This is a genomic window from Azospirillum agricola (assembly GCF_017876095.1).
Taxonomy (GTDB): domain Bacteria; phylum Pseudomonadota; class Alphaproteobacteria; order Azospirillales; family Azospirillaceae; genus Azospirillum; species Azospirillum agricola.
In genome coordinates this window covers 33675-46175 of record NZ_JAGINM010000021.1, presented here as the reverse complement: position 1 = coordinate 46175, position 12501 = coordinate 33675, and the positions used below count along the sequence as shown (strand labels likewise).

The following is a 12501-nucleotide window of genomic DNA, read 5'->3' as shown; positions in this document are numbered from 1 at the left end:
GACTTTCCGTCAAACCGGCCAGACGTTGATCGGGATGTGCAGCGCGTAGGCGAACAGCCCGACCACCAGCGCCGCCAGCGATCCGGCCAGAGCGGTGGCCTCGGTCCAGCGGAACTCCCAGCCGCCGCTGGCGCTGAGCAGGACCAGCGCCACCGACGCGGCGACCAGCCCGGCCGGCTCGATCAGCAGGGCGAAGGCGGTGACGCTCAGCGTCACGTGCAGCAGCGGCCGCCAGCCGATGGCGGACGCCGCTTCATCGCGCGGGCTGGCGGCGGGCTGGTCGGAGGCGGGCCGCTCCGCTCCGGCGCCGCCGGCCAGCGCCACCAGCGCGCCGAGCGCCACCAGCAGCAGGCCGAGCACCAGCGGGAACCAGCCCGGCCCCATCCGGGCGGCGGTCCCCAGCGGGTAGCCGGACGCCACGGCGGCGAAGCCGGCGCCGGCGCCGGCGAACAGCGCGCCGGCCTGGAGGTTCTTGCAGTCGAATCGGGTCCCGTTGCGTGGCATGGCGCAGGCTCCGCGGTCGGGCGCCGCCCTGGTCAGAGGCGCGCGGTGGTGTCGTAGGGTTGGCCCAGATGGCACTGGCCGAGGATCGCCGCCGTGCGGTCGGGGTTCTCGTGCAGGGTCTGGACGCGCAGGTCACGGTAGAGGCGGGAGAAATCGCTGCCGCCGGCAAAGGCGCTCGATCCCAGGATCTGCGCCGCCTTGTCCAGCGCCACCACCGCGTTCTCCAGCGCCTTGTGCTTGGCGAGGATGGAGGCCAGCTCCGCTTCGAGCGGGTCGCCCTGCGTCCACAGCCACGCCGCGCGGTAGATCAGCCAGCGGGTCGCCTCGATGCCGATGCGGATCTCGCCGGTGCGCAGCTGCGCGTAGGGGTCGCCCGCCGTGCCGCGCTTGGGAAGATACTCGACCAGACGGTCGAACAGCCCCTGGGCGCCGCCGAGATACTGCGCGGCGAAGCCCAGATGGAACTTCGCCTGCCAGCGGTCGCGGGGGAAGAAGCCGGGCGTCCCGATCACGAGATCGTCGGGAACGAAGACCTCCTCCAGGACCAGATCGGGGCTGGAGGCGCCGCGCATCCCGAGCGGCTCCCACGAGCCCTCGACCACGGTGAAGCCCGGCGTCCCCTTGGGGATGGCGAAGCCGAGATGGCCCTGCGCGCCGGGCGCGTCCTCCAGAACGCCGAAGACGATGTTCCAGTCGGCCGCGTCGCCCAGCGTCGCGTAGTTCTTGCGGCCGTTGACGATGTAGCCGCCCTCGACCCGGCGCGCCTTGGTCAGCAGGTTGTAGACGCCGCGTCCGGTGCGCCCCGGCTCGCTGCCGGTGGCGTTCAGCAGGGCGCCGTCGCGCACCACCGCGCCCAGGATGCGCCGTTTCTGGTCGGGGGTGCCGACGCGGTCCAGCAGATGCGAGCCGTGCGAATGGATGTGGATGCATTGCGCGGTCGACAGGCACTCCCGCGCCGTCTGCTCGATGACCAGCAGATAGAGCAGCGGGTCGCTGCCGAGCGCGCCGCTGCCCCAGCCGCCGCGTTCCTCGGCAATGGTCAGGGTCAGCAGGTTGTTGGCGCGGAAATCGTCGAAATTCTCCTTCGGCCAGACGGCGTCGCGGTCGTAGGCGGCGGCGCGCGGGGCGAAGTTCCGGCGGGCCAGTTGGCCGGTCCGTTCATACACCTCGCGCTGCTTGGGCGTGAGATTGAAATCCATGGGGGTCCACTGGGCTGGAGCGGCAAGGCCGTGGGACGCGGTCAGGGCGGTCCGATGCAGGCATCGACGCAATGTTCAACAGGCAAACACGGAGGCGGGGATTCAGTCAACTGATTTTATAGACAATAAATATATACAACATAAAAACAGTGTCTTTGCTGCGCTCTTCGGTGGGTTTCGGGAAAATTGTTGCAAAACAATAGTATGGTGAATTCCGGGCGCCCATATCCGCCACCGCGCTTCGGTGCAAACAGGGGTATGATAAGAACAATAATAAACAGTTGTATGTTTTGTAAATTGACTCAGGAAATAGGAAACAACACAATCGGATCAATCCTAGCCCGCTTCCGCGTGGCCCGGCGGACGCGCGCCCGATCGCCGCCGTCCCGCCCGCCACCCCGCCCATTCCCCTCCGCATCCGGCGCCAAAGGAGTTGTGTTCCGCCATGACCGCCAGCGACCGTTCCACCCGCCCCGGCTTCCTCGCCGAGCACCGCCGCCGCAAGCCCTCGGCCTCCGCCGCGATCCGGCAGGGCCTGTCCCATCCCGTGATCGACACGGATCTGCACACCCTGGAATTCGCGCCGCTGCTGGAGGAGCACATCGACGCGGTCGGCGGGTCGACGGCGGTGGACGGCTTCCGCCGCATCGTCGGCGGCGGGCACGGGGTGCGCGGCTTCGGCGCGTCCGATTGGTACGGCCAGACGGCGGAGGAGCGCCGCGACCGCCGCTCCGTCCGGCCGCCCTGGTGGAGCCTGCCGACGAAGAACACGCTCGATCTCGCCACCGTCGCCCTGCCGGAGCTGCTGCACGAACGGCTGGAGGAATCGGGCACCGACTTCGCGGTGCTCTACCCCAACGCCGTGACGATGGCCGTCGCCATCGGCGACAGCGACCTGCGCCGCGCCGTGACCCGCGCGATGAACAACTACAACGCCGAGGTCTACCGGCCCTACGCCGACCGCGTGACTCCCGTCGCCGCCATTCCGCTCCACACGCCCGAGGAGGGCATCGAGGAGTTGGAGCACGCGGTCGGCACGCTGGGGCTGAAGGCGGCGCTGATCCCCGGCTATGTCCGCCGGCCGATCGCCGATCTCGCGCGCCGCTACCCGGCGGCGGAGCATCCCGACATCGCCCGCCACGCCTTCTGGCTTGACACGCTGGGGCTCGACAGCGCCCACGACTACGACCCCTTCTGGGCCAAGCTGGTGGAGCTGAAGGTGGCGCCGACCACCCACGCCAGCGGCCAGGGCTGGACCGCGCGCTCGACCCCGTCGAACTTCATGTACAACCACATCGGCCATTTCGCCGATGCCGCCCACGCCTTCGCCAAGTCGCTGTTCTTCGGCGGCGTCACCCGCCGTTTCCCCACCTTGCGCTTCGGCTTCCTGGAGGGCGGGGCTGGCTGGGGGGTGTCGCTGCTCGCCGACATCGTCGGCCATTGGGAGAAGCGCAACAAGGACGCCATCGCCAACTACGACCCCGCCGCCATCGACCACGCCCTGCTGGCCCGGCTGTTCCGCGAGCATGGTGGCGACCTGCTGCGCGGCCGGGACTATGATGACGCGGCGCTGGTGCGGACCGCGCTGTCCGGCCCGACCGGCATCCTGCTCCACCCGCAGCAGGACGTCCCGCTCGACGAGTTCGCCGCCGCCGGGGTCGGGAGCATGCCGGACATCCTCGACCGCTTCGTGCCGAACTTCTATTTCGGCGCCGAGGCCGACGACGCCACCGTCGCCCACGCCTTCAACACGAAGGTCAACCCCGGCGGCGTGCGGCTGAACGCCTTCTGGGCGTCGGACGCCGGCCATTGGGACGTGCCCGACCTGACCCGCGTGCTGGCCGAGACCTGGGAGCTGGTCGAGCGCGGCGCGCTGACCGAGCGCGATTTCCAGGATCTGGTCTTCACCAACCCGCACCGCTTCTACACCGACGCCAACCCCGACTTCTTCAAGGGCACCGCCGTCGAGGCCAAGCTCGCCCAACGCCGCGCCGCCTGAGGGACCCATTCGCCATGACCACGACCGCCGTCACGATCACCGCCACGACCGCCACCACGATTGGCACCGCCATTCCCGGCATCGACCCCGCCGCCCTGCGCCGCCTCCTGCACGATGGCGGGGAACTCGCCATCGTCGACGCGCGCGAGGAGGGGGCCTTCACCGGCTCCGGCCATCTGCTCTACGCCGCCTCGCTGCCGCTCAGCCGGCTGGAGGTGATCGCCGACACGCTGCTGCCGCGCCGCTCCGTGCGGCTGGTGGTGGTGGATGGCGACGGCACGCTGGCGCCCAGGGCCGCCGCAAGGCTGGCCGCGCTGGGCTACGGCGACGTGTCGGTGCTGACCGGCGGCACCGAGGCCTGGGTGGCGGCGGGCTTCCCGGTCTACAGCGGCGCCCATGTCCCCAGCAAGGCCTTCGCCGAGCTGGTCGAGCATCACGACGGCACCCCCTGGATCGACGTGGCGACGCTGCACGCCAAGCAGCGGGCCGGCGAGGATCTGGTGGTGCTCGACACCCGTTCCTTCCCGGAGTTCCGCGCCCAGACCATCCCCGGCGCCATCAGCGTGCCGGGGGCGGAGATCGTCGACGCGGTGCGCGACCTCGTGCCCTCGCCCGACACGCTGGTGGTGGCGAGCTGCGGCGGGCGGACCCGCAGCATCATCGGCGCCCAGGCGCTGATCGCGGCGGGGCTGCCCAACCGCGTGGTCTCGCTGCGGAACGGCACCATGGGCTGGACGCTGGGCGGGCTGGCGGTGGAGAAGGGCGCGCGCCGCCGCTCCGCCCCGGCCAGCGCCGCCGCGCGGGACTGGAGCGTCGCGGCGGCGGCGGCGGTCGCCGAGCGGCACGGCGTGCCGACCGTCGACGCCGCCACGCTGGCGGCCTGGGACGCCGACGCCACCCGCACCCTGCACCGCATCGACATCCGCCAGCCCGAGGAGTATGAGCGCGGCCACCGGCCCGGCTTCGTCTCGGTTCCCGGCGGGCAGCTGGTGCAGGAGACCGACCGGCACGTCGCGACGCTGGGCGCCCGCATCGTGCTGGCCGACGACGGCAGCCTCGTGCGTGCCCGCCTCACCGCCTCCTGGCTGGCCCGCATGGGCTGGGACGTGGCGGTGCTCGACGCTCCTTCGCCGGACGGCGTGCTGGAGCTTGGCCCGCGTCCGGCGCGGGTGCTGGGGCTGGAGGCGCTCGACGAGCCGGCGGACAGCCTGATCGCACCCGAGGCGCTGGCCGAATGGATCGACCGCGGCGGCGTCACGCTGGTCGATCTCGGCCTCAGCAGCGAATACCGGCGCGGCCATCTGCCCGGCGCATGGTTCGCGACGCGGGCACGGTTGGCCGCCAGCCTCGGCCGCCTGCCCAAGGCCGACGCCCTGGTGCTGACCAGCCCGGACGGTGCCATCGCCCGCTTCGCCGCCGCCGAGCTGCGCGCGCAGGGGGTCAAGGCGCTGGCGCTCGACGGCGGCACGCGGGCCTGGACCGCCGCCGGCCTGCCGCTCGACAGCGAGGCGCGCCACGCCGACGACACCGACGACGTCTGGCTGCCGCCCCGCCTGCAGCCCGATCCGGAGGCAGCGATGCGCGCCTATCTGGAGTGGGAGATCGACCTGATCCATCAGGTCGGCATCGACCCCGATTTCCGTTTCCGCGACCGCGCGGCGGCCTCGCAGCCGGCCGCCCATCACGCGGCCCATCACGCCGCCTGACCGCCCTTCCGGAGCCCTGTCCATGAACCGCCTTCTGTCCCTGGCCGGCGCGCTGGCGCTGTCGGCGCTGTCCGCCGTCTCCGCAGCATCCTCTGCCTGGGCCGCCGACTACCCGAGCCAGCCGATCAAGCTGATCGCCCCCTACCCGCCGGGCGGGCAGACCGACATCGTCGCCCGGCTGGTCGCCCAGCCGCTGGCCGAGGCGCTCGGCAGCCCGGTGGTGGTGGAGAACAAGCCGGGCGCCAACGGGCTGCTCGGCCATGATCTGGTCGCCAAGGCCAAGCCGGACGGCTACACCATCCTGGTCGGCAACTCGGCCATGCTGGCGGTGGCGCCGAACCTGCTGGAGAAGCGGCCCTTCGACCCGACGAAGGACTTCGCCCCGATCGTCACCGTGGCCGGCGGGCCGCTGATCCTGGAGGTCAACCCCAAGCTGCCGGTCCACTCGCTGGCCGACCTGATCGCGCTCGACAAACAGAAGCCGGGCACGCTGAATCTCGGGCTGGGCGGGCTCGGCACCATCCACCACCTGCTGGGCGAACAGCTCAAGCTGACCTTCAGGACGAGCTGGACCGACGTCCCCTACAAGGGCGCCGGGCCGATGCTGGTCGATCTGATCGGCGGGCAGGTGGATTTCGCCTTCGACAACATCTCCTCCTCGATCGGCCATGTGCGGTCGGGCCAACTGCGGGCCATCGCGGTCAGCCAGAAAACCGACCTGCTGCCGGGCGTTCCCGCCTTGTCGGAGACGCCGGGGCTGGAGGGGCTGGAGGCGTCGGCCTGGCACGGCATCCTCGCCCCGGCCGGCACGCCGCCGGAGATCGTCCACAGGCTGAACCGCGAGATCGTCACGATCCTCAAGCGGCCGGAAACGCTGGAGAAGCTGAAGACGCTCGGCCTCGACCTGATCGCCAACAGCCCGGAGGAGTTCAGCCGCTTCATCGTCAGCGAGAACGCCCGCTGGAAGAAGGTGGCCGACGCCTCCGGCGCGAAGATGGAGTGACGGCGGCCCGATGACCGGAACTCACATGACTGGATCCCACGCAAACGCGCTCGCCGCGCTCGCCGCCGAGGCCCGGCGCTCGCTCGCCCTGCTCGGGGAGGAGCCGGCGAACTGGGTGCCGGCGCGGCCCGGCATCGACCACGACGTCGCGGTGATCGGTGGCGGGCAGAGCGGCCTGTCCATCGCCTTCGCCCTGCGCCGCGCCGGCATCCGGCGCACCACGGTGATCGACGCCGCGCCACCGGGGGGCGAGGGCGTCTGGCGCAGCGTCGCCCGTATGGAGACGCTGCGCACCGCCAAGGCCCCGCCGGGGCCGGAGATCGGCATCCCGGCCCTGACCTTCCAGGCGTGGCACGAGGCGCTGTATGGCGCCGACGCCTACGCGGCGCTGGGCAACGTTCCGCGCCTGCTGTGGGCCGATTATCTCGACTGGTTCCGCGCGGCGGCGGGGATTCCCGTCCGCAACGGCACCCGGCTGCGCCGCGTCGAGCCGCTCGACGGGGGCTTGCGCCTGCATCTGGAGCGGGACGGCGTCGCCAGCACGGAAACGGTGCGCAAGCTGGTGCTGGCGACCGGTTTCGCCGGCGGCGGCGGTCCCTTCGTGCCGCCGGTGATCGCCGACGCGCTGCCGCGCAGGCTCTACGCCCACACCGCCGAGGCCATCGACTTCGAGACCCTTCGCGGGCGCCGCGTCGCCATTCTCGGGGCCGCCGCCTCGGCCTTCGACGCGGCGGGTGCGGCGCTGGAGGCGGGGGCCGCGGAGGTTCACCTGTTCGGGCGCAACGCCGACCTGACGCGCGGCACCCGCATGAAGAATTTCGGCTACCCGGCGGCGGCCGAGCATTTCCACGCGCTGTCCGACGCCGAGCGCTGGCGGGTGATGCGACTCTACCGGGCGCGCGCCAGCTTCCCGCCGGCCTCGACGGTGCGGCGGGCGGCGCGCTTCGCCAACTTCCGCCTGCATCTCGGCGCCGGCTGGCGCGCGGTGGACAGTCTGGGCGGTGACGCCGTGCGGATCGCGACGGAGGACGGGCGGAGCCTGCTGGTCGATTTCGTCATCGCCGGAACCGGCTACGCCGCCGACCTGTCGCGGGTGCCGGAACTCGCCGGCTTCGCCGACCGCATCGCCCGCTGGGGCGACCGCTTCACCCCGGAGCCGGGCGACGAGGACGCGGCGCTGGGTGCCAGCCCCTACCTCGATCCCGGCTTCCGCTTCGTCGAGACGGAGCCGGGGCAGGCGCCCTGGCTGGCCGACATCCACTATCACGGCTATTCCGGCATGGTCAGCCAGGGGCGGCCGGTCGGCGACATCCCCAGCCTGCGCCACAACGTCCCCCGGCTGGTGTCGGCCCTCGGGCGCGACCTGTTCCTCGCCGACCGCGAGCGGCATCTGGAGCGCATGCTCGCCCCGACCGCCGACGACCTGACCGGCGAGGAGTACGCCCACGCCGTCGCGGAGCCGGTGTGATGGCCGCGTCTTTGGTCCTGACCGCGACGGCGGGAGCCGTCCGCCTCGTCAGCCTGAACCGGTCGGAGCGGCTGAACGCGCTCGACACCGCGCTGACCCGCGCCCTGCTGACGGCGCTGGAGGACGCGGCGGCCGATCCCTCGGTGCGCGCCGTGCTGCTGACCGGCGAAGGGCGCGCCTTCTGCGCCGGAGCCGACACAAGCGAGATGGCCGATCTGACCCCGGCCAACGAGGCGCTGGTCGCCGAGCGCGCCACCCTGACCCGTGACGTCCACGCCCTGCTCGCCAGCATGCCGAAGCCGGTGGTCGCCGCCGCGCGCGGGGCGGCGGTCGGCGGCGGAGCCGGGCTGGCCATCGCCTGTGACATGGTGGTGGCGGGGAGCGACCTGCGCTTCGGCTACCCCGAGCTGCGCCACGGGCTGGTGCCGGCGCTGGTGATGACCGGGCTGCAACGCCAGCTCGGGCCCAAGCGGGCGTTCGAGCTGCTGAGCCTGGGCGCCTTTCTCGGCGCGGAGGAGGCGCTGGCGCTCGGCCTCGTCAACCGGGTGGTGGAGCCCGACGCCGTGCGCGACGCGGCGCTGGCGATCGCCACCGCCTGGGCAGCCGCCCCGGCGGAGGCGATGGCGGCGACCAAGGCGCTGTTCCGCCGCGTCGCCGATCTGCCCTTCGCCGAGGCGCTGGAGGCCGGGCGGGAGGTCAACATCGCGATGCGCGGGTTCCGGCGTTAGGCCGCTGACCCGCGCCTCCATCCTTTTCCGTCAGACGCCCGTTCCCGTCAGCCCAGCCCCGGCCCGCCGCCGTCCACTTGGAGGGCGGCGCCGGTGATGAAGCGGGACCGCTCCGACAGCAGGTAGAGCACCGCGTCGGCCACGTCGTCCGGCTGGCCGTCGCCCAGCACCGGCCCCTTGGCCGGGCGTCCGGCCCCCTGCATGGCGTCCAGCCGCGGCGAGCGGATCGGGCCGGGGGAGACGGCGTTGATGCGGATGTTGTGCTCCGCGTAGATCTTCGACAGGCCCTTGGTCAGCAGATCGACCGCCGCGTTGGCGCTGCCGCCCGGCAGGTGGATGCGGCTGGGATGCTGGCCGCCGCGCCCCGAGACGTTGACGATCCGCCCGAACCTGGCGGCGATCATGTGCGGGATGGTGGCGCGCAGCGTGCGGACATAGCCGAGATGCTTGGCGTTGAAGACGGCCAGCCAGTCCTCGTCGGTCAGCGACAGGAAGTCGCCGAACACCGACACCGAGCTGCTGTTGACCAGATAGTCGATCCGCCCGTGCTTGGCCGCGATGGAGTCCGCCGCCGCCCGCACCGAGGGGTCGGAGCCGATGTCGATCGGCAGCGCCTCCGCTCCACCACCGATCTCGCCGGCCAGCGCCGCCAGCGTGTCGGCGTTGCGGCCCGACAGCACCACCGTGGCGCCGCGCCGGGCCAGCCCCCGCGCCGTGGCGCCGCCCAGCGCGCCCGAGGCGCCGACCACCCAGGCCACGCGGCCCTCGAAATCGGCGCCAAAGTCGTTCGCAGTTCCGTTCGTCATGGTCACTCTCTCCGGATTGACGGTGAAGGATCGGGTCAGGGGAAACCGGCCAGCGCCAGCAGCCACGCCACCGACAGCAGATAGCCCAGCACGGTGAAGGCGCCGTTCCAGCGGAAGGCCATGATGCCACCGGGCTGCCCGGTCATGCGCGACAGGATGACCAGCGTCGTACCGTAGACCGCCGATCCCGACGACAGCGCCCAGGCGCACAGGAAGGTCACCGCCAGCATCAGCGGCGTCAGCTGCAACGCCGACGGGTCGGGGATGGCGGAGCCGAGGATGGTCACGCCGACCACCGCCCCCATGCCGGTCTGGGCGCTGACGATGATGGCCAGCAGCAGCGCCGCCGCCAGCGGGGCCGGGGCCAGCCCGGCGGACTGGATGGCGCCGCGCACCAGATCGGGCGGCACCAGCGCGCCGAGCGCGCTGCCCATGATGGTGCCGGCGCCGATCAGGCAGATCTCGATGCGGTAGTTCGGGAACATGCCGAACAGCCGGCGCCGCAGCCGGCCTGCCGTGAAGCCGACCGCGTTGGACAGGCCGTAGCGGGCGTATTGCGCGACCAGCCAGCCGATGCCGACGACCGGCACGGTGAGCATGACGCCCTCGTTCAGCGCGACCCCCGCCAGGGCGGTGACGCCGAGCGCGCCGCCGACGATCAGCAGCGCCAGTGCGGCGAAGCGCGCCATCGGCATCCAGTCCAACGGCCGCCAGTCCAGCGGTGCGGCCTCCTCGCGCGGCAGGGCGCCGCCGCTGAAGGCCGGCACCAGCTTCATGCCGTCGAGCAGCCAGCCGAGCGCCAGGAAGCTGACCGACATCGCCGCCGCGACGGGGATCAGCCGGTCCCAGCTCACCCCCGGAACGACGGCCAGCACCACCGCCAGCCCGATCGACAGCGGCGACCACATCGGCATGGTGCAGAAGCCGCGCATCAGCCCCATCGACAGCTCGCGCAGCCGCTGCCGCACCAGCGCCGCGTCGCCGCGCGCCGAGGCCGCCGTGTTGCTGCGCACGACCATGCTGCCCAGCAGGGTCAGCACGCCGACGCCGAGCACCAGCGCGAACAGATGCGCGCCGAGCGTCATGATCAGGTAGCGCCGCTGCGACGGCTGCGCGATCAGCGCGGTGCCGCAGCGGCGGATCAGCGGCGAGGTGCGCGCCGCCTCGTTGACGAATCCCAGCGCCGCCAGCAGCGCCGCGACCAGCGTCGCCCGCCCGAAGGCCCCGGCCATCGCCGCCGCCCCGTCCGGCTGCCGCGCCACCGCCAGGGCGGCGAGCGCCAGGGCGGCCGCCACCATGATCTTGCACAGGCGCGGCAGCTTGGGCGCCTCCACCGCCAGATAGAGGGCGAGAGCGCCGTCGGCGACGATCCCGGCGGCCGGCAGGCCGCCCAGCTGCCGGACCAGCGTGGCGACGGCGACGGTCCCGAGCGCCAGGGTGGAGACGACGGCGTCGGTGGACGGCCTTGATCGGGGCGGAGGTTGAGCCCGCGCCCGGATCATGACGCGGCGGCGAACCGCAACGTCGCCTCCGCCGCCAGCACCTTGCGGTCGCCGACGCGGCCCTCGACCGTCACCCGGGCCTGCCCATCCGCGACGGACTGCACGGTCGCCGCCACCTCCAGCCGGTCGCCCGGCTTGACCGGGGCGGTGAAGCGGGCATCGTAGGCGGCGACCTCCCCCCGCGCCCCCAGCCAGCCGTCGAAGACGCGGGCGGCGACGCCCATGACGTAGAGGCCATGGGCGATCACCCCGTCCATCCCCGACGCCACCGCGTGGAGATGGTCGTAATGGATCGGGTTGAAGTCGCCCGACGCCCCGGCGTAGCGCACCAGATCGGCGGTGGTCACCGGGCCGGCGCTCAGCACCGCCCGGTCGCCGGGGAGGGGAAACGCGGTCGTCATCGCGGCGGCCGGGTCAGCGTTGCAACGTGCTGTCGAAGCTCTCGCCCAGCTCGCCCTGCCCGATGATCTGGGCGGTGCGGTCGTGGCCGGCGTGCAGCACGTGGGTTTCCAGGTCGCGGATGAAGCGGCTGAGCGGGAACTCGTCGAACAGCGCGGTCGATCCGGCGGCGTGGATGACCTTGTGCGACAGGTCGAAGGCGGCGTGGGCGGCGGCCGACTTGGCGCTCATCGAGATCAGCTCGGCCTCGACCACCGGCCGGGTCCGCCAGGACTGCAAGGCGTGATGGAACAGGGCGCGGGCGCCGTCGAGCGCGATCCGCATCTCGCCGGTGCGCAGCTGGGTGATGCCGTCGCCGGCCTTGCCCTTCTTGCGGATGTAATCGAGATACCACGTGTACAGCCCCTCCGCCGTGCCGAGATAGTTGGCGGCGAATCCGAGATGGAAACGGCCCTGCCAGCGGCCGTTGGGGTAGGCGCCCGGCTCGCCCAGCACATGGCTGTCGGGAACGAAGACGTCGTTCAGCGTCAGCAGCGAGCTGCGCGCCGCCCGCATGCCGTTGGGCTGGTACCAGGAATCGTCGATGACCAGACCGTCCATGCCCGGTTCCAGGATCACCATCTGGTGGTTGTTGGCGTAGCCCTCGACCCCGTCGAGCGCCACGAAGGTGACCAGCCCGTCGGCCAGCGGGCCGTTGGTGGCGTAGTTCTTCACGCCGTTGACGATGTAGCCGCCCGACACCCGCCGCGCCTTGGTCTGCATGACGTACATGTTGGTCCGGCCCGGCTCGCTGCCGATGGAGGAGAACAGGCCGAAGCGGGCGGTCACCGGCTTCAGGAAGCGCTCGATCTGCTCGGGCGTGCCGGTGCCCTCGATCAGCCAGGCCGTGTGGTTGTGGACCTGGAAGCAGTGTGCGGTCGAGCTGTCGCCGCGCGCGATGGTGCGGACCAGCTGCGGGAAGGTCGCCGTGTCCTCGCTCGACACGTTGGCGCCCAGCCCGCCATTCTCCTTGGAGACGGTGACGTGCAGCAGGCCGCGCGCATGGAGATCCTTGAGGTTCTCCACCGGCATGGCGTCGTCGCGCTCGTAGGCGGCGCCGCGCTCGCGGAAGACGCTGGTGGCGAGGCGGTCGAGGTCGCGGAAGGTCGGGCTGTCGAGGACGGCCTGTGGGTCGGCCATGGTGCGGA

At 72.1% G+C, this 12501-nt stretch carries 11 protein-coding genes; 5 read left to right on the top strand and 6 right to left on the bottom strand.

The features are described from left to right. Window positions 1–9 precede the first annotated feature (9 nt). Both J2847_RS25890 and J2847_RS25885 read right to left on the bottom strand, forming a co-directional pair. On the bottom strand, window positions 10–504 hold the full coding sequence (locus J2847_RS25890) for a tripartite tricarboxylate transporter TctB family protein (RefSeq protein ID WP_209781670.1): 495 nt from the start codon (window positions 502–504) through the stop codon (window positions 10–12). Between the two features lie 32 nt (window positions 505–536). Beyond that, window positions 537–1703 (bottom strand): acyl-CoA dehydrogenase family protein, encoded by a 1167-nt coding sequence (locus J2847_RS25885; protein WP_209781669.1) that lies wholly within the window; start codon window positions 1701–1703, stop codon window positions 537–539. A 445-nt stretch (window positions 1704–2148) separates the two neighbouring features. On the opposite strand from J2847_RS25885, the gene J2847_RS25880 reads away from it, so the two are divergent. From J2847_RS25880 to J2847_RS25860, 5 genes are read left to right on the top strand one after another with little or no spacing between them, the layout of a single operon-like run. Continuing rightward, window positions 2149–3702: an amidohydrolase family protein gene (locus J2847_RS25880; protein ID WP_209781668.1), complete on the top strand. Its 1554-nt coding sequence runs from the start codon at window positions 2149–2151 to the stop codon at window positions 3700–3702. Between the two features lie 14 nt (window positions 3703–3716). Further along, the gene (locus J2847_RS25875; RefSeq protein WP_209781667.1) at window positions 3717–5408 is read left to right on the top strand and encodes a rhodanese-like domain-containing protein; all 1692 of its coding nucleotides are present in this window, start codon (window positions 3717–3719) and stop codon (window positions 5406–5408) included. Window positions 5409–5430: 22 nt separating this feature from the next. Then, window positions 5431–6411: a Bug family tripartite tricarboxylate transporter substrate binding protein gene (locus tag J2847_RS25870; protein WP_209781666.1), complete on the top strand. Its 981-nt coding sequence runs from the start codon at window positions 5431–5433 to the stop codon at window positions 6409–6411. A 25-nt stretch (window positions 6412–6436) separates the two neighbouring features. Then, the gene (locus tag J2847_RS25865) at window positions 6437–7879 is read left to right on the top strand and encodes a flavin-containing monooxygenase (RefSeq protein WP_209781665.1); all 1443 of its coding nucleotides are present in this window, start codon (window positions 6437–6439) and stop codon (window positions 7877–7879) included. After that, on the top strand, window positions 7879–8607 hold the full coding sequence (locus tag J2847_RS25860) for an enoyl-CoA hydratase/isomerase family protein (RefSeq protein ID WP_209781664.1): 729 nt from the start codon (window positions 7879–7881) through the stop codon (window positions 8605–8607). The genes J2847_RS25865 and J2847_RS25860 overlap by 1 nt, the downstream gene beginning before the upstream one ends. A gap of 47 nt (window positions 8608–8654) precedes the next feature. Here J2847_RS25860 and J2847_RS25855 read toward each other — a convergent pair whose 3' ends face one another. The 4 genes from J2847_RS25855 to J2847_RS25840 are packed head-to-tail and all read right to left on the bottom strand — an operon-like array spanning window position 8655 to window position 12493. Beyond that, complete coding sequence (locus J2847_RS25855) at window positions 8655–9413, bottom strand: SDR family NAD(P)-dependent oxidoreductase (protein WP_209781663.1); 759 nt, start codon at window positions 9411–9413, stop codon at window positions 8655–8657. 35 nt (window positions 9414–9448) lie between these two features. After that, window positions 9449–10915 (bottom strand): hypothetical protein, encoded by a 1467-nt coding sequence (locus J2847_RS25850; protein WP_209781662.1) that lies wholly within the window; start codon window positions 10913–10915, stop codon window positions 9449–9451. Continuing rightward, complete coding sequence (locus J2847_RS25845) at window positions 10912–11316, bottom strand: MaoC/PaaZ C-terminal domain-containing protein (RefSeq protein WP_209781661.1); 405 nt, start codon at window positions 11314–11316, stop codon at window positions 10912–10914. The genes J2847_RS25850 and J2847_RS25845 overlap by 4 nt, the downstream gene beginning before the upstream one ends. A 13-nt stretch (window positions 11317–11329) precedes the next feature. Next, complete coding sequence (locus J2847_RS25840) at window positions 11330–12493, bottom strand: acyl-CoA dehydrogenase family protein (RefSeq protein ID WP_209781660.1); 1164 nt, start codon at window positions 12491–12493, stop codon at window positions 11330–11332. Between the last annotated feature and the right edge of the window lie 8 nt (window positions 12494–12501).